This is a genomic window from Bartonella sp. AU55XJBT, assembly GCF_028618525.1.
In genome coordinates, this window is sequence record NZ_JAQITC010000006.1 from 1 (window position 1) to 18,712 (window position 18,712).

Sequence of the window (18,712 nt, forward strand, 5' to 3'; positions counted from 1 at the left end):
AAACCTATCAAGGCTTAAAGATGATGTCACGTATTGTGAAGTGGTTAGCCTTTATTGTCTTTATGTTTGTAATTGATTTATCCCGTTTCATGGACGCATTAGGGAATAGCTTCTCACATTTAAAAAAGTGGATAACAAAAAGTTAGAGCCTACAAAATCTTTCCTTTAAAAGAAAAAAGGTTGATATTAACGGTAGGTTAAATTATGTTTAACTAAGTTAAATAATGTATAACCATTAAAGTTCTAAAGAAGCAATGTGATGAGTGTAAAAAGTGAACTTATAGCAGCTAAAGTAGATATAAATCTAAAAAATGCGTTTATGGCTATAGCTGAAAGAAAACACCGCCCCGCATCTCAGATTTTACGTGATCTTATTCGTGTTTATGTTGAAAACAACAAGATCTCTAATAAGGAAACGCTTGAAACTTTTCATAAAACGGACAGAAATGAAGATGTTTTTTATGCTGAAAATATAGCTGATTTAATCCAGCAACTGGATCTCTAATTATGCGTTCAGTGAGTTATTCAGGAAAGTTTAAAAAGGATATAAAACGGGCAAAAAAGCGTGGAAAAGATATGCAAAAGCTTACAGAAGTTATGCAACTTCTGATTCATAAGAAGTAATTGCCATCTATTTTAAATGATCATGCCTTACAAGGAAATTGGAAGCCCCGTCGAGATCTTCATATAGAACCCGATTGGTTACTAATTTATATAGTTGATGAAGACCGAGTCCATTTTGATAGAACAGGAACACATTCAGATTTATTTAGATAAGAATTTAATTCTCAATCCCCGAAAAGAACTCTTGATTCGCAATAATTGAAGAACTTTTCAAGAAGATTTGTTAGAATCAGAAGAAATATTTCTTCTCTAACAGGCTTTTTATATGGTTACATCTTTTGGTAAAATTTTACGTAAACTTCGCATTGATCACTCAAAACGCCTCTTAGATATGGCTAAGACATTAGGTATATCTGTAGCGTTTTTATCTTCTGTAGAAATTGGCAAGAAATCAGTACCGGTTGGTGTGGAAGAGAAGATCATAGAGCTGTACGGTTTAGATCAAGAGAAGGCTTCATTGTTAAGAAAAGAAGCCTATGCATGTCGCAAGAGTTTTACAATCAAATCTTCAGATCCATTTCGTTGTGAAATTATTGGCATGTTTGTTAGAAGCTTAGAGAATTTTTCACAACAAGACTTAACAAGATTTAAAAAATTGTTAGAGAAATTTGATAAAAAAACAGGGGTCCTATAGAGGCACGTCACAAAATCCTATTCCCTTAACTTTATTCGGGCTTCCCTTACCTTTAAAAATACTAGTATAAACAATAAATTATTAGGAATAAAAAAGAGAATGGTGCCCAGACGCGGATTCGAACCACGGACACGCGGATTTTCAGTCCGCTGCTCTACCTACTGAGCTATCTGGGCATGCTTCATAAAAAACATAGAGCGTGTGCGGTTATAACATTAAAATTTTCTCTGTCCAGTCATCAAAAGAAAAATAATTGATTTTTTAATAAGTTTATCTCCCTATTCTAGAGAGTTATCAATCAATCTGTATCATAAAATAAACTTGATAGGTATGTTGTGATACGTTAGTGTATCGTTATCAGAATGCTATCTTATCGTGGTGATGATACGAAAAAAAATAAAAGAATCAATTGAGAGGCATGATTTAGAAAGATTTTTTTACAAAGTTTCCGTGATTTTTAAGCCTACGAAATAATAGAAAACATTTTTGACTTTTTTCTAAAAAGACTCTTGATTAGTCTTTATAACAATTTGTTTTTCTTTATAAAGGAAGCAAAACATCTAAAAGGGGAGAAATAATGATAATGTTACAAAAACCAAGCAGTCGTCCCAAGAATACTAATTTTTCTTCAGGTCCTTGTAGCAAACGGCCTGGTTGGACTTTTGATGTTCTTAAAAATGCATTAGTTGGGCGTTCGCATAGATCGAGAGAAGCAGAGTTAAAACTTGCTGAAGTTGTTAATTTAACCCGTGAGATTCTTGAGGTTCCTTCTGATCATCGTATAGGAATTATGCCAGGTTCAGATACCGGTGCTGTTGAAGCTTCTCTATGGTCTTTATTAGGTGAGCGTGGCATTGATATGGCGGCATGGGAAAGTTTTGGATTTGGGTGGAATAAAGATGTTGTTGAGCAATTAAAACTTTCTGATGTGCGCCGTTTTGAAGCCCCATATGGTGAAATACCAGATTTAACCCAACTTAATTTTGATCGTGATGTTGTTTTTACATGGAATGGGACAACTTCTGGTGTGCGTATTCCTAATGCGGATTTCATTCCGGATAAGCGGGCAGGATTGACCATTTGTGATGCAACGTCTGCAGCTTTTGCGCAATATCTTGATTTTTCAAAATTAGATGTCGTTACTTTTTCGTGGCAAAAAGTTTTGGGAGGTGAAGCAGCACATGGTATGGTGATTTTAAGTCCTCGTGCTGTTGAGAGGCTTGAGAATCATGTTCCAGCTTGGCCTATGCCTCAACTTTTCTGTATGACAAAAAATGGAAAATTGAACGAAGATATTTTTAAAGGAAAGATAATCAATACGCCTTCTATGCTTTGTGTTGAGGATTTTCTTGATGGGTTGAAATGGGCAAAGTCTCTAGGAGGTGCAGCGGCACTAAGAGCACGGGTTGAGAAAAATTTTTCTGTATTTGATGCTTTTGTTCGTAAAACACCATGGTTAGAATATTTGGCAAAAGATCCTGAAGTGCGTTCTAATACTTCTATTTGTTTAGATATTGTGGATCCAGTAATTACTGCTTTAGATACTGAAAAGCGAGTATCTTTTATAAAAGCCGTCGTGAATCGTCTTGATGAGGAAGGTGTTGCTTATGATATCGGTTCGTATCGCGATGCTCCTCCTGGGCTTCGAATTTGGGCGGGTATAACAATTGAGGCTTCCGATCTTGAAATTTTAACACAATGGCTTGAATGGGCGTTCCAAGTTGAAAAAGCACAGCTTTAAATAATGACCGGTGATTTTCACGATGCGTTTTTAAACAGAAAAAGGATATGAGAGATTATGATGATCTTTCGTATTCTTGTATCAGATAAACAACTTCTAAATAATTTACATGAACTGTAAAAGCTTAAGAGGGGAAATGAATGATTTGTCATGGGTTGGCAAAACACAAATTGAAATCTCTAATTTTTTACTTTTTGTAGTAAAAATAACAGATTTAGAATATTGGGGTATTTGCTTATCTTTATTATCATAAATTTGAAAATTTAATTACTTGAAGATTGAGAAAAATCTGAAATGAGGAGTCGCACTTGCTCTAAGGTTTCGTTATAAAGAAGTATTTGTTTTTGAATGCTGGTTTTTTTGACCAAACACGCGACGGAGAAAATTATGGCCAATGTAGTTGTTGTCGGTACACAATGGGGTGATGAAGGCAAAGGTAAAATTGTAGATTGGTTGTCTGAGCGAGCAGATATCGTGGTGAGATATCAGGGGGGGCATAATGCTGGCCACACATTGGTTATTGATGGAGTTAGTTATAAATTATCACTTTTACCATCTGGTTTAGTGCGTGGGAAGTTATCAATCATTGGTAACGGTGTCGTTGTTGATCCTCATCATTTTGTTGCAGAATTAAAAAAACTATGTGATCAGGGTATAAAAATTACACCAGAAATTTTACGGATTGCTGAAAATGCTCCCTTAATTCTTTCTTTGCATCGTGATCTTGATGCAATTCGAGAAAGCGGTTTATCAGGTTTAAAAATTGGGACAACAAAGCGTGGTATTGGGCCTGCTTATGAAGATAAGGTGGGACGTCGTGCGATTCGTGTGATGGATTTAGCAGAAAAAGATACACTTATGGCTAAGATTGAGCGGCTTTTGAGGCATCATAATGCTTTGCGCCGTGGGATGGGTGTTGCAGAGATTGATTCTCAAGCGCTTTATGATGAATTGATGCAAGTTGCAGATAAAATTCTGCCCTTTATGGATTGTACGTGGCGTCTTTTAGATGAAGGCTATCGGGAGGGAAAGCACATTCTTTTTGAAGGGGCGCAGGGTGCTTTACTCGATAATGATTTTGGAACTTATCCTTATGTAACATCATCGAATACAGTTGCTGGGCAGGCATGTACAGGATCTGGGATGGGGACTGGAGTCATTCATTATGTTTTGGGTATTGCAAAAGCTTATACCACACGTGTTGGAGAAGGGCCATTTCCGACAGAGCAGATAAATGATATTGGTGAATTTCTTGGGAAACGTGGGCATGAATTTGGTGTTGTAACGGGCCGAAAGCGTCGGTGTGGTTGGTTTGATGCAGTTTTAGTTCGTCAGATGGTCACAATTTGTGGTGTTCAAGGTATAGCATTGACAAAACTTGATGTTCTGGATGGTTTGGATGAAATAAAAATTTGTATTGGTTATGAGCTTGATGGTAAAAAGGTTGATTATTTACCTTCTTCCATGGGAGCACAAGCCCGTGTAAAACCTATTTATGAAACATTAGAGGGTTGGAAGGAAAAAACAGCTCATGCATTAAGGTGGGAAGATTTACCAGTGCAGGCTGTTAAATATATACGCTATATCGAAGAACTGATTAATACAAAAGTGGCTTTATTATCCACAAGTCCAGAACGTGAAGATACTATTCTTATTACAGATCCCTTTGGAAATTGATTATTGTTTTTAGGCTTCCATATAGATTCTTTGTTTATTTTTGTGGCTTTTAACAAAGAGCGTTTTTTAAGAGCGCGTGAGGGAAAGGTGTAAAATAACGTTGTTTATTTTTCATATTCATTTTACACTATTACGATAGTTGCACCAATATAAATGACAATTAATTTATGAGGCTAAAAGGTGTTTTGGCTTTAGGGCTGGGGTTTCTTTTCTCAGTTTAAGAGAGATTATAGAGGAAATGGTAGATTTCATTGGAATCTTAAAAAAGGCAATTAATGCGCAAAATAATGTTACACCACAAGTGCGTCAGCGGATTTATAAACGGGCTACCGAAACATTAGAACATCAATTTTTAACAGCGAAAATACCGCAAGCAATAGCAAATGAACAAAGAAAGATTCTTCAAGGTGCTATTACAACTGTTGAAGAAGAATATTTAGCAGTCGAAAAGAAGTTGCTCTCTTCAGTTATGGGGTGGAATCCCACAAATGTAAATGAAGATAAAAAATATACAAAAGGAGCTATATTACCAAAGAATAATGAATTTTCAGTGGTAAACATAAAAAGCAAGCAGAATCTTGTTAAAACCTTAAAGGATAATAAGGAACTTGATGGGCTTTGTGTATCAGATATGCCAGAGGCAGAGCCTGTTAATATGGAGGCTTATTTGCCTTCTGAGCATGTTAATCGCTGTGCGTTAAAGGTATCTCCTTCACAAGAAGATAATCCGCATATTGTTTCGCATATTTTTTCTCAAGCTTTACGTCGTGCTAATAAATCATTGGTGCAAAGGCGTATTGTGATAAGTGCTATTTCTGTTGTGAGTTTTGTTGTTTTAACTGTTGGTATTTTTTTTATTGGGGGGCGTGTATTTGTATCAAATGATCATCAGTTGTTAGGAGAAACTCTTCAAGCTTCTCAGGGGGTACCAAAGGTACTTTCGGTTAAGAGAAAGTTAACACAACGCTTATTAGAGGATGGGAGTGAAGTTGATGTTGGTTTAAAACAAGCAGCAGATTCTTCCGATGAAGAAGGAATCTCAAAAGTTGTTGCCAGCAATTTGCAATCGCTTGAAAAATCAGGCGCAGCTGTTTTTTATCAAGCACGTACAAATTATGATGCAGAAAAGGTAGCAACGGGAAGCGCACGCTGGACGCTTATAAGGGAATCTCATGTAAAGGGGGCTCCAGAAGAAATGGCTATACAAGGTGATATAACAATTCCCGATGAAGGGTTATCATTACGGTTAATTTTACGTCGTAATACCGATCGGTCATTTCCTGCTGCATATATGATGGACCTTATTTTTATTCTTTCTGATAAATTTTCAGGTAAAGCTATAAGCAATGTTCAAGCATTAACCTTTAAAGCAAGTGAACAATCCATCGGGCAGGCTTTAACAAGAACTATATCTGCAAAGATTAACGATGATTTTTTTCTTGTTGCATTGAGTGGTAATCATCCGTTTCTAGACCGAAATTTACAATTGATGCGAGAATTAAATTGGATGCGTTTGGTATTAACGGATAAAAACGGACGTATAAATGAATTAACCTTTGCAAAAGGACCAACAGGTGAGTCTATTTTTAATGAAGTTATTGGAAAATGGCTTGCACAACAAGATAAGTTAACAGTTCTTGGTCAAAAAAATAGAACATAGCTGCAAATAAGATAAAAGATTATTTCTCACCATCTGTATTTATCCGTTATAGTTAAACGTACTCAATAAAGCTCACACATCAATAACTCATTTGAGAGGTCCATTTACAAGTATAAAACCAATTGATGCTTTTCTCATTTCCAATTTAAGAATGTGCAAGCAATTGGCTTTATACCTAATTCTAGAGTTTTATACTTGGTTTTGAGATAAAGCAGAATCTCTGATAGAATTCTGCACTTTTTCAAATGCACGCATTTCAATCTGTCTTACTCGCTCTCGACTAATGTTAAATTCACCAGAAAGCTCTTCTAGAGTTAATGGTACATCATTTAAACGACGTGCTTTGAATATACGCTTTTCGCGGTCATTGAGATTGTCCATAGCATTGACAAGCATGGAACGACGATTTTCCAATTCACTTTTTTCAATTAAAATTTGTTCTTGATTGTTAGATTCATCCACCAACCAATCTTGCAACTCGCTGTTTTCTCCTTCTTTTGTACGAAGGGGTGCGTTGAGTGAAGTATCACCACCAAGTCGACGATTCATCGATACAACTTCATCTTCTGTGACATTCAACTGGGTTGCAATTTCTTTTATTTGTTCTCCATTGAGATCGCCACTATCAAGTGCTTGAAGTTTATTTTTCAACTTACGAAGGTTGAAAAACAAGCGCTTTTGATTGGCTGTTGTACCCATTTTCACCAAACTCCAAGACCGCAATACATATTCTTGGATTGATGCTTTAATCCACCATATTGCATAGGTCGCAAGACGAAAACCACGCTCTGGTTCAAAGCGCTTAACAGCTTGCATGAGTCCAATATTACCTTCTGAAATGACTTCCCCAATGGGGAGACCATAACCACGGTATCCCATCGCAATTTTAGCGACGAGACGCAAATGACTGGTGACCAGCCTATGTGCAGCTTTTAAATCATTATGCTCACGGTAACGCTGAGCGAGCATATACTCTTCTTTTGGCTCAAGCATTGGAAAACGACGCACTTCTTCCAAGTAACGGTTTAATCCACCATCACCTGTTATGACTGATAACAAATTCATATGGGCCATATAGCACCCTCCTTTTGTCTGAATTCCCTAAATAAGGCAAATTCTATGTTTAAGATAGCCAACTATCCTTGTAACTTCACTTTAGCATATTTTTCAATTTTGTTCAAAAAAAGATATTTTATTGTGAAATCTTGAGATGGAAAAAAGTTTCAATTCATTTTTTTAAAATGCTTAATAAGTTTAGCCATATCTTGAGGCAGCGGTGCGGAAAACGACATAATTTTACCGGAAGAAGGATGTTCAAAAGTAAGACTTGCGGCATGGAGTGCTTGTCGATTGAATTGATCGATTGCATTTTTAAGAGTGGGATTAAGAGTGTTTGATTTTGTTTTAAAAGCATTTCCATAAACCGTATCACCGACGAGAGGATGTCCGATATGCGCCATATGAACACGGATTTGATGGGTACGTCCGGTTTCCAGACGACATTCCAGAAGACTAGCAAAAGACGTCGACTCTGCATGAGTACCATATTTTTCAAGCAGTGAAAAATGTGTAACAGCATGACGAGCATAAGGATTTTGGTTCTGGACGACAGCTTGCTTTGTTCGGTTATGGGGTGAGCGGCCAAGTGATGCATCAATTGTCCAGACATTGCGGTGAGGTATCCCCCAAATCAAAGCGTGATAGCGTCGATCTAGTGCGCAGGTCCGTCCATGATCAGAAAATTGAGCACTGAGACCTTTATGAGCCAGATCATTTTTTGCAACAACCATAACACCGCTTGTATTTTTATCAAGGCGATGGACAATGCCAGGACGCTTAACACCACCGATACCAGATAAACTATTTCCGCAGTGGTAAATAAGGGCATTAACCAACGTACCAGTCCAATTACCACTGCCAGGATGAACAACAAGACCGGCTGGTTTATTAATAACAATGACATGATCATCTTCAAAGAGAATGTCCAATGCAATGGCTTCAGCGCTAGGTTCTGCGTCACGAAGGTCAGGCATTGCCAATTCAATTATTTGGTTAGGTTTTAATTTTGTTTTTGGTTCCTTTATTAATTGACCATCAATCTTAAGGCAACCTTCACGGATGAGGGTTTGCAAACGCGAACGTGAGAGCACAGTATGGTATTGTTTTGCAAGCCACTGATCAAGACGTTGTCCAAGAGCACCATCATCCGTTATTTTCTGTATGACCATACGATTCCTATTAAGTTTTTAATAAGATTTTACCAGTATGAAATTGCTTTACTATCGAGAAATTCTTTAATTCCCCAATGTCCCCCTTCACGGGCGCGCCCAGAGAATTTCACACCTCCAAAGTAGCTTCCATCAGGTAATCCATGTCCGTTAACTTCTACCATACCAGAGCGTACTTGTGCCGCAATACGACGACATTTGTTACGATCTTGCGATTGAATATAGTTTGTAAGACCATACTCAGTGTCATTTGCTAAAGCGATGGCTTCTTCTTCTGTCCTAAAGGCAAGAATCGAGAGAACTGGACCAAAGATTTCTTCTTTGAAAATACGCATATGAGGTTTTACATCAGCAAAGACTGTTGGACGGACATAATAACCGCGTTCCATCCCTATAGGTAAACCGGTTCCCCCTGCAACAAGAGTCGCCCCTTCATCAATGCCCGATTGGATAAGATCTTGAATTTTGTCATATTGTTTTTTTGAAACGACGGGTCCAATATGATTACCTTCTTGGCAGCTTGGTCCTACTTTTGTCGTTTCTGCAATATCTTTGGCTATTTTTATGGCTTTGTCATAGATGTTCTGTTCTACAAGCATGCGAGTCGGTGCATTACAACTTTGTCCACTATTATAAAAGCAATGTCGTACACCACGCTGAATAGCATCTGAGTCGGCATCAGCAAAGATAATATTTGCGCCTTTTCCTCCAAGTTCCAGACAGACTCTTTTTAAAGTAGCGCTGGCATTTTTAGAAATATCTTTTCCTGCTCTGGTTGAACCAGTAAAGCTGATCATTTCTAGATCAGGATGAGCTGAAAGGTAAGAGCCGACAGTTGCACCATCACCATTGATTAAATTAAAAACACCGGACGGAAGTGCTGCTTCATCTAAAAATTCAGCAAAAAGCATAGCAGAAAGAGGCGCAATTTCAGAGGGTTTTAGCACCATGGTACAGCCAGCCAAGAGAGCGGGGATAACTTTAAGAGTCACTTGATTCATGGGCCAATTCCATGGCGTAATTAATCCTACGACGCCGATAGGGTCGTAGTGAAGGATTGCTTGCTCATTTCCCTTTATTAAAGTTTTTTGGAATGAAAACTCTTTATAAGCTTCGATAAAATCGCGAATGTGAGAACTGCCGGTTGCGGTTTGCGCATTAAGCGCCATATCAATTGGTGCTCCCATTTCCATTGAAATAGTTTTCGCCATGTCTTTGGAACGTTTTTCGTAGATCTCTAAAATTTTTTCAACGAATTTAAGACGCTCGTGAGGTAGAGTTGTTTTCCATTTTGGAAACGCTTCTTTCGCTGCATTAATTGCTTTATCAGCATCTTTTGTGCTTCCAAGGCTAATAACAGCACAAGCTTCTTCTGTTGATGGATTAATGACGTCAAAATCGTGAGGCGTACTTGGATCATCCCATAGACCATTGATATAAAATTTCCGCTTATTAAACATAATTCACTCCCTTTTTTCTATTTTGTGTTTATGTAATTATGATTATCCTAGTCTAAGCCTTTTTAAACGAGGATAACAAGGATAATCTTATGAAAACGCGAGAAATTGATTGTATTATGATCATCAAATATGGAGCGTTAAATAGAGCAATGCTTCTATAACTGTTTGATTATTGGGGCTCATCGTTTTTATAAAATGGGAGGGGAAGAGGGATATAGACAATTTTCTTGACGCTTTTTATCATGAAGTTTTCTTTAAAATAAATGGAATACGCATGATAAGACACTATAAACCTTAGCAATTTCTGTCATAAACTTTAAAAGAAAATATTATGCATTTTGAATTATTTTTTTCATTAAAAAATAACCATCAGCAAAAGGTTATTAACCTTCATATGATAGCTTCTATAAATTCTTTTTGAAAAGATCATTTTTCTCATTGCTATAAATTTGTTGGGTGCCCATGCATAATTCGAAAACAAAATCTATTTCTACGTCTTCTTTGTCTGATGATGGTACGAAAGGTGCATCAAGAGAAGATTCATCTATTAAGATTACAGAGATATTTCCTTATCCGGAAGTGTGGAAAAAGGCATTTACCCTCGGAAAAAATGTCCGTTTTACACGAACCCCAGAAGTTGAGATTTTGCGTCGTCGTATAGAAACAGATCCAATTTTTGCACAACAGTTTAAAATTTTTACGAAGCAAGATGGAAAAAAAATTACAGATATTGTACATTCTAACAAGAAAACAACAAATATTCCATCGACAAAAAAAGCCATTAATCCGCAATCGATAGAAAATAAAACCTCAGTTTTTCATTCAACAGTTTTAAAGAAGTTGTCACAGCAAACGATTAGCATACAATCAGCCAATATCCCCCTTGAGGAAGATAAACAAGAGCATGAATTACAAGTAAAAAATGTGCTACAAAAAATAAAGCCTGCTTTACATCTTTCTGATGATGCATTTTTTGAGTGTGGATCTTTGATATTTGAACATGTAGATACTCAAACTTCAAAAGAGGATGGCACATCGATTGATACGACAAATGAAAGGATACTTGATGTTCCTTCTGTTTTTGATGAGTCAATAACAGCTCTTTACCGTGTACTTGAATACCGCTTTCCGCAACTCTATGATTCAATTACATCAGACACTCCAGCGGAAAGGATGAGAAGCGTTGAGCAAATTTCTGATTTAATGAATACGAATAATGATTCTATGAAGGGGTCTAAGGAGTGTCATTCTAAGCTTTTTGTTGAAGATTATGTTCATATGTTAAATGATACTGAAGTGCTAAGTGACACTGGGGATGCTATAGAGATTGAAGAAACCCATAATGCTGTCGCCCATAATGCTATCGATTGCATAACAAAGATCGATTGCATAACAAAGGATGTCACAGAGAATTCAAAAGAATTGTCTGTGATGCAAGAAAGCGGTAAAACGAAAACATTGCAATCTACCCGCGCACCATCAAGCAATTATAATTCTTCTTTTATGAAAAATATTCAATCTATTGACTGTGATGTTTATGAATTCCCTCCGATTAATTTATTACAGAAACCTGTTTTTCATGAAGGGACGATGATTCCTCAGGAAACATTAGAACGTGGTGCTGGGCTTTTGGAAAGCGTTTTGGAAGATTTTGGCATTAAGGGTGAAATTATCCATGTTCATCCGGGGCCAGTGGTAACAATGTATGAATTTGAGCCTGCTGCAGGTGTAAAGTCATCGCGTGTTATTAATCTTTCTGATGATATTGCACGCTCTATGTCTGCTATTTCTACACGCGTTGCTGTTATTCCTGGACGGAATGTTATTGGGATTGAGTTGCCTAATGCGGTTCGTGAAACTGTTTATTTACGGGAATTAATCCAAACGCGTTCTTTTCGTGAAAGTGAATTTAAGCTTGCTCTTGCTTTGGGGAAAGGGATTAATGGTGAACCTGTTATTGCAGAATTAGCAAAAATGCCTCATTTATTGGTTGCAGGAACAACCGGATCAGGAAAATCTGTTGCAATTAATACAATGATTTTGTCGATTCTTTATCGAATGACGCCTCAGCAATGTCGTTTGATCATGGTTGATCCTAAAATGTTAGAGCTTTCTGTTTATGATGGCATTCCACATCTTTTAACACCTGTTGTAACAGATCCTAAAAAAGCGGTTACTGCTTTAAAATGGGCGGTTCGAGAAATGGAAGAGCGTTATCGCAAAATGGCGAAATTAGGTGTGCGTAATATTGATGGTTTTAATGCGCGCGTTGCACTTGCGGCTCAAAAAGGCGAAACGATCATGTGTACTGTACAGTCGGGTTTTGATAAAGAAACAGGGGAAATGCTTTATCATGAAGAAGCCATGGATCTTACACAGCTTCCTTATATTGTCGTGATTGTTGATGAGATGGCTGATCTTATGATGGTGGCAGGGAAAGAAATAGAGAATGCCATTCAGCGTTTAGCGCAAATGGCGCGTGCGGCAGGTATCCATCTGATTATGGCAACACAGCGTCCTTCTGTTGATGTTATCACGGGGACAATTAAAGCAAACTTTCCTACCCGCATTTCTTTTCAGGTTACATCAAAAATTGATAGTCGTACGATTTTAGGTGAACAAGGGGCTGAAACGCTTTTAGGTCAAGGAGATATGCTTCATATGGCAGGTGGGGGGCGCATTGTACGCGTTCATGGACCTTTTGTCTCTGATGAAGAAGTTGAATCGATTGTTGCTCATCTTAAAATGCAAGGAAAACCTGATTATTTAGCAACGGTCACGGATAATGAAGACGAAAACAATGAGGATGTTTCTACTGATTCAACGGCTGAAATTTCTGAGGAAGAAAATTTTGATGAAGAGAGTGAGAGACTTTATAACCAAGCTGTAAAGATTGTTATGCGTGATAAAAAATGTTCAACATCTTATATACAGCGTCGTCTTTCAATCGGCTATAATAAAGCAGCTTCTCTTGTTGAGCGTATGGAAGAAAAAGGCATTGTGGGAGCCGCCAATCACGTTGGAAAACGTGAAATTTTACTCAATGAAGGAAAATAAACGAGCATATTTATAAAAATATGCGATTTTTAAAATGTCTGACAGTCATTATTTAAAGGGCCAATACATGGTTTACTTTTTTGAGAGCCCTATTAAAAAATTGAGTAGAGAATAATAAAGCAACCTTTTAACTGCTCATGCGGAGAACAGGCTGATACAAAAGGGCGAAGATTTTTTTAATATTTCTAAAGGGCCCTGAATGTGAATAAATGAAATAAATCTTTATAGGAGAACAGATGATTTTTGTTCTTTTTTATGATTACAAAAAGATTCTTTGGTCAAATATTCAAGTGGTATATTTTTTGTTTTTTTCTATAGTGGTTTTGATGAAAAAAGGGGCTTTAAAGTATTCTGGAAAACATCATAAGAAAAGTCCCAAAAGATCTAGGATATTTTAAAACGCTACGCTGAATTTATGATCATTTGATGTTTTGGTGCAAGATAGGGTGTAGTGACGGGAAACTTTATTTGAATTTTTTTTAATTTCAGGTATTGGATAATACAATATATTGAATTGTAATGATAATTTGTCTTTATGCCTATTGAATAAAAGTCTCAAGTATCGTAAAATTCTCTCGTCTCAACTCTGTTTATATTGAAACAATCAAAACCGTTTTTTGTACACCATAGTAGAAGCGGCGGAGGGTAAAAAACAGTTAAAAGGAATAAAAATGCCTCTTAGAACATTTTCAAACACAAGAGCCATTGGCTATACTATATTATGGACTAGACGAGTATAATAATAGTGCGAGCGAGTTCTTTTAGAAGGATAAAGAGGTAAAGCATACTGCCTTGATATCCTTTATGGGGCCTTTATATTACAACATTTACTGATACTGCCATAAAATAAGTTTGGAACAAGCTGTCTCTTTAAGACAGGTGTATGAGTACGCAAGTATATTCTTCTGAGAGTACTATTTTATGTGAGAGGCATTTTTCTTTGTAACAAGCTTTGTTACAATAATAGGTGAATAAGCAACAGTGTTGGAAGATTCTTTTTACTCTTGGTTTGTGGGTGAAACAGTCAAAATTTTGCTACAGATAATTGATAATGAGATATCAAGTTATTTTAATGAGAGCAGGTATTTTTAAATAAATGAGCATTATTCGTTTGAGAGTTAATCCAACACTTTTTTAGTTTTAGTTATGTCATTAAAAGCAGATGAGTTAAGTACAAGTGAATTAGAATGTAAGCAAGAAGCTTTTTGTTTTATACCAGAGCTTTTGCCTCGACCTTTTACGTGGAAAATTGATCACAATGGTTTATTTAGTGAAGTCTCAAAAGAGCTAGCTGAAGTTGTTGGTCCTCTCTCTTCTTCTATTTTAGGCTGTAGTTTTCATGAGCTTGCTCATCAATTTAATGATGAGAGATATTTGGTTCTCAGTCATTTTATTGAAGCAGCCATGCCGTGGAGTAAAGAAATTGTTCAATGGTCCATTGATGGTAGCTCACAATGGCTTGATGTTGAATTATCGGCTTCGCCAATTTTTGATGTTAAAAAGCAGCTTAAGGGGTTTTGTGGCTTTGGTGTTTTAAAAATACAAGAAAAAGTTCAAGAAAAAAGAGATGAAAAGCTGGCGACAGAAATGCCACGTCTTACGGAGATAGAACGCTCAGCTTTTCGTGAGATTGCAGAGCAGTTACGTGATGAATTGAATTCATCGATAAAAGAAGAGAATTTTGTTGAAGAAACAGCTATCCAGTTACCACATCCACAAACATTGCCAGTAAATGCTATAGAACAAGTGCTCATAAAAGAACCTGCTGCAGTTTTATCATTGTTGGAGACAGCAACAGATGGTGTTTTATGGTTAGATGAACAGGGCTTTATTCAATCGGCAAGTAAGGCTGCTTTAGCATTAATAGGTTATGAAATAAATGAACTACGAGGACAGCCACTCTCTTCACTCTTTACTTTGCAAAGCCGCTTTTTGGTTGAAAAATATTTTAAAGTAATCCGTATGAAGGGGAAAAATCATGTTTTAAAGTGCAATGAAACAGCTGATTTAATGACGAAAAGTCATAAAAATAGAACCGTTCTTATAACGATTGTATTTTTGGCACAGCAAGGCAATTATGCTGTTATGTTGCGTGATATGATAAAAACAGTTTCATCAGAAGAAAAAAAAGCAGAAGAGAATAAAATCGTTGGCGTTGTTCATGAAATACGAACACCTTTGAATGCCCTTATTGGTTTTGCAGAAATTATGAGAGAGGGCCGTTTTGGTTTGATAGACAATGAACGTTACCATGGATATTTGCGCGATATTATTTCCTCTGGAAAACATATATTATCACTAATTAATCAATTACTAGAATGTTCGAAGATCAATTATTCTGGTTCCAATAACCAGATTGATTCTTCGCTTATTTCTGAAACATTTGATGTGATATCTTGTTTACGTGCGACGATAGCTTTTCTTGAAAATCAAGCCAATCATAACGGCATTATCATGCGCATTGTTGCTCCACCACATGTTCCATTTATTCCTGTATCACAACAAATGTTTCGCCAGATTATATGGAATCTTCTTTCCAACGCCATTCGTTTTACACCTCTGGGTGGTCAGATTATTATTCATGTTTCTTATAGAAAAGAACGCATAAAAATTTCAGTGAGTGATAATGGTATAGGGATGAACGAAGAAGAGATTATAAAGGCACTGCAACCTTATGGTCAAGTAGAGCGCAAAGATGGACGATCTGGCGATAGCGCTTTTATAGGAACAGGTTTAGGCCTCCCAATGTGTAAAGCAATGGTGGAAGAAAGTGGGGGGCAATTTTTATTATTCTCAAAACCCAATCATGGAACAACTGTGGAAATGTTTTTTCCTCGTGTTCCATGATGTAAATCTTGCATAAAATTATTTTTTCTTAGCCAAAAGATCTCTAATTTCTGTTAAAAGCTGTTCTTCTGAAGACGTTTTTTTGGGGCTTTCTTCTTCTTTTCTACGGATTTTATTCATAGCTTTAACGAATAAAAAGAGAACCCAAGCAATAATGAGAAAGTTGATAAGTAAAGTGATAAAGTGCCCGTAGCTAATGGTTGCTCCAGCTGCTTTGGCAGCACTCAATGTCGCTTGTTTTTCGCCAGCAAGTTGAATAAACATATTAGAAAAATCAATTCCACCTGTAATAAGTCCAATGATTGGCATAAAAATATCATTGACAATTGAGTTGACTAAGCTACCAAAAGCGCTCCCAATAATCACACCAATAGCAAGATCAATCATATTACCTTTTAGGGCAAATTCTTTGAATTCTTTAAACATTGCGGTTTCCCCTTTATATAAGCGATATACGGTAATCTACTTACCGCTTTTGATGAAAAAGGAAAGGGCAGATTTTATTTTTAGGAGTATACTACAACATTAATATTATTTTCCAAGAATTTTATGAGGCTTAATAAAGAGCTCTATGGAGTCTATTTGAATGTATATATTTCGTAGAGAACAGCTTTTTTGATAAAAACTGTATCTGCTTTTTCCAACGAAAAGTTATATAATTTTCTCGCATCTTTATGATAACATTTAAAAAAGAAAATTTTACATAGTACCACAAAGTTAGAAGTTTTGAGAGTTGATATATCAGGAACTTTTTCGAATGAAGTATTATATTTGGCATAAAAAGAGAATTGAGAATAAAAATTATATTTCAGTACTGATGGGAGAAATGGATAGATAAGGCGGGAGTAAAATTTATAGTGCCAGATAGTTCCTCTTAATTCAACAAGCGATAGAGAAATTAGGGGCATAAGATGATCTAAAAGCTCTTTATACTGTGTTGCATAGTTTGAAAGTGATCATCATTTTGATGCAAGCAAGCATATTATTATTGGCTGGAAGATTGTATCAATTTATAGATAGCAGAACTATAGAGTTTGCAAGAGCATGTTGGTTTAGAAGTTTCTGGTATGATAGGTTCATTCTATAATCAATAGCAACAGCAAAGGAAGCAACACAGATTTTTCAAAATTTTATTAATACAGTATAAACCATGCTGCTAATTTAATGGTGTAGTAATGGCATAAATGTAGATGATTTTACGAACCGTATATTCTATAAATTTATGAGGAAAACAGCTTTATAGAACAAGCTTTGTTTTTGGGGACACAAAATTACACAAAGAAACTTTAATGACATAAAAGAACCTTGGGAATAGAGATAATTTTCTTGCCTTTTTAAAGATATTACGAGCTTGCTTGCAAGAGATAAGATTATGGTTTGGTGAAGAGGCATTGATATCTCAACTCGTACGGGCATTTTACATTTTATAAGATTTAGGATTTAGATACATATTTAGCTAACTGAACAAGTGTAAAAGAGAGAAATGTTTTTTCCAGAATAATTTTTTTTATTCAGGGTTCATAAATATCCACGCGAATGATGATGACGTGATGAACTATTCTTAATAGAAGGGGAGATATTATTTGAATAATATGCTCTCTTGGCGATCTTTTGTGTTAAAAGGTATATGTGAGGTGTGATGGATCATTTTTGTGTTATGGAGAAGGATTGATGAGTTTTTTTCGTTGTATTGGCCGTTCTGCTTTATTTATGTTAGATCCAGAGCATGCGCACCGCTTAGCGATTGTTGGATTGAAAAGTGGATTAAGCGGTTGTCAAAAGATTGTTGATAAGCGATTGAGTGTAACTATTGCAGGGCTTAAGTTTAAAAATTTTATTGGTCTTGCAGCGGGGTTTGATAAAAATGCAGAGGTTGTGGATGGTATTTTTCGTTTAGGATTTGGTTTTACTGAAATTGGGACAGTGACACCAAAGCCTCAGATTGGAAATCCTAAACCACGGCTTTTTCGTTTAAAAGAAGATGAAGCGATTATTAATAGAATGGGCTTTAATAATGATGGACATCAAGTTGTTTACAATAGATTGCGTGCGTGTAAAAAAACAGGTGTTGTAGGAGTCAACATTGGAGCCAATAAGGATACGGTCGATAAGATTGATGATTATACTGTTGGTATTGCTCGTTTTTATGATGTTGCTGATTATTTTACAGTTAATATTTCGTCTCCTAATACACCAGGTTTACGTGATTTACAGGCCCGTGACAGTTTGCATCTTTTGTTGAATGCAATTTCGAAAGCGCGAAAAGAGCAAGAGAACAAGCATGGATTCTCCATTCCCATTTTTTTAAAAATTGCTCCCGATTTATCAGAGAAAGAATTAGATGATGTTGCTGAAGAAATAAAACTTTCTGATTTTAATGGACTGATTGTTTCGAATACAACTCTTTCACGCCAAGGTCTTAGCAATAGTCACCTCAGTAATGAAGAGGGGGGGCTTTCTGGACGTCCACTTTTTGAGCGTTCTACGATTGTGCTTGCAAAAATGCGTCAAAAATTAGGGAAGGAGATTGCCATTATTGGTGTTGGCGGTGTAAAGGATGCTGAGACCGCTTTGGAAAAAGTAAAAGCAGGTGCAGATTTAATTCAACTATATAGTGGGATGGTTTATGAAGGTCCAAATCTTGTCATAACTATTCTGCAAGAGATTTTGCAGATGATGCAACAAGACGGTGTTGATAACATAAAAGACTATCGTGATCATAGTCTTGAGCATTGGGCAAAATGTTCTTTGTAAAAAAACGCTTTTTTCTTCACAAAAAATTGC

General features: G+C 36.4%; 12 protein-coding genes, 1 tRNA gene and 1 pseudogene. 9 read left to right on the forward strand and 5 right to left on the reverse strand.

From position 1 onward, the window contains the following. Window positions 1-259 precede the first annotated feature (259 nt). The 3 genes and pseudogenes from PVV70_RS04155 to PVV70_RS04165 all read left to right on the forward strand — a co-directional run bounded on the left by PVV70_RS04155 (window position 260) and on the right by PVV70_RS04165 (window position 1,258). A complete protein-coding gene (locus PVV70_RS04155) occupies window positions 260-505 on the forward strand; it encodes a hypothetical protein (RefSeq protein ID WP_273758039.1) in 246 nt (81 codons plus the stop codon). A gap of 2 nt (window positions 506-507) precedes the next feature. After that, window positions 508-777: pseudogene (locus tag PVV70_RS04160) on the forward strand (type II toxin-antitoxin system YafQ family toxin). 112 nt (window positions 778-889) lie between these two features. After that, window positions 890-1,258 (forward strand): helix-turn-helix domain-containing protein, encoded by a 369-nt coding sequence (locus PVV70_RS04165; protein WP_273758040.1) that lies wholly within the window; start codon window positions 890-892, stop codon window positions 1,256-1,258. 100 nt (window positions 1,259-1,358) lie between these two features. Here PVV70_RS04165 and PVV70_RS04170 read toward each other — a convergent pair. Further along, window positions 1,359-1,434 (reverse strand) — tRNA-Phe (locus PVV70_RS04170). Between the two features lie 401 nt (window positions 1,435-1,835). Here PVV70_RS04170 and PVV70_RS04175 point away from each other — a divergent pair. The 3 genes from PVV70_RS04175 (at window position 1,836) to PVV70_RS04185 (ending at window position 6,336) form a co-directional block, all read left to right on the forward strand. After that, the gene (locus PVV70_RS04175) at window positions 1,836-2,999 is read left to right on the forward strand and encodes a phosphoserine transaminase (protein ID WP_273758041.1); all 1,164 of its coding nucleotides are present in this window, start codon (window positions 1,836-1,838) and stop codon (window positions 2,997-2,999) included. A gap of 387 nt (window positions 3,000-3,386) precedes the next feature. After that, window positions 3,387-4,676 (forward strand): adenylosuccinate synthase, encoded by a 1,290-nt coding sequence (locus PVV70_RS04180; protein ID WP_273758042.1) that lies wholly within the window; start codon window positions 3,387-3,389, stop codon window positions 4,674-4,676. A 238-nt stretch (window positions 4,677-4,914) separates the two neighbouring features. Continuing rightward, on the forward strand, window positions 4,915-6,336 hold the full coding sequence (locus tag PVV70_RS04185) for a hypothetical protein (protein WP_273758043.1): 1,422 nt from the start codon (window positions 4,915-4,917) through the stop codon (window positions 6,334-6,336). Window positions 6,337-6,525: 189 nt separating this feature from the next. Here PVV70_RS04185 and rpoH read toward each other — a convergent pair whose 3' ends face one another. The 3 genes from rpoH to PVV70_RS04200 all read right to left on the reverse strand — a co-directional run bounded on the left by rpoH (window position 6,526) and on the right by PVV70_RS04200 (window position 10,024). Further along, window positions 6,526-7,410 carry an RNA polymerase sigma factor RpoH gene (gene rpoH, locus PVV70_RS04190; RefSeq protein ID WP_273758044.1) on the reverse strand — a complete coding sequence of 295 codons (885 nt, stop codon included), beginning with the start codon at window positions 7,408-7,410 and terminating at the stop codon, window positions 6,526-6,528. Between the two features lie 149 nt (window positions 7,411-7,559). Beyond that, window positions 7,560-8,564 carry an RluA family pseudouridine synthase gene (locus PVV70_RS04195; RefSeq protein ID WP_273758045.1) on the reverse strand — a complete coding sequence of 335 codons (1,005 nt, stop codon included), beginning with the start codon at window positions 8,562-8,564 and terminating at the stop codon, window positions 7,560-7,562. Window positions 8,565-8,593: 29 nt separating this feature from the next. Continuing rightward, the gene (locus PVV70_RS04200; protein WP_273758046.1) at window positions 8,594-10,024 is read right to left on the reverse strand and encodes an aldehyde dehydrogenase family protein; all 1,431 of its coding nucleotides are present in this window, start codon (window positions 10,022-10,024) and stop codon (window positions 8,594-8,596) included. Window positions 10,025-10,486: 462 nt separating this feature from the next. On the opposite strand from PVV70_RS04200, the gene PVV70_RS04205 reads away from it, so the two are divergent. Continuing rightward, window positions 10,487-13,081 carry a DNA translocase FtsK gene (locus tag PVV70_RS04205; RefSeq protein ID WP_273758047.1) on the forward strand — a complete coding sequence of 865 codons (2,595 nt, stop codon included), beginning with the start codon at window positions 10,487-10,489 and terminating at the stop codon, window positions 13,079-13,081. A 1,146-nt stretch (window positions 13,082-14,227) separates the two neighbouring features. Next, window positions 14,228-15,928 carry an ATP-binding protein gene (locus tag PVV70_RS04210; protein WP_273758048.1) on the forward strand — a complete coding sequence of 567 codons (1,701 nt, stop codon included), beginning with the start codon at window positions 14,228-14,230 and terminating at the stop codon, window positions 15,926-15,928. Window positions 15,929-15,946: 18 nt separating this feature from the next. Here the strand turns inward: PVV70_RS04210 and mscL are convergent, their stop codons facing one another. After that, window positions 15,947-16,354: a large conductance mechanosensitive channel protein MscL gene (mscL, locus tag PVV70_RS04215; RefSeq protein ID WP_273758049.1), complete on the reverse strand. Its 408-nt coding sequence runs from the start codon at window positions 16,352-16,354 to the stop codon at window positions 15,947-15,949. 1,245 nt (window positions 16,355-17,599) lie between these two features. Here mscL and PVV70_RS04220 point away from each other — a divergent pair. Beyond that, window positions 17,600-18,682 (forward strand): quinone-dependent dihydroorotate dehydrogenase, encoded by a 1,083-nt coding sequence (locus PVV70_RS04220; protein ID WP_273758050.1) that lies wholly within the window; start codon window positions 17,600-17,602, stop codon window positions 18,680-18,682. Window positions 18,683-18,712: the final 30 nt, after the last annotated feature.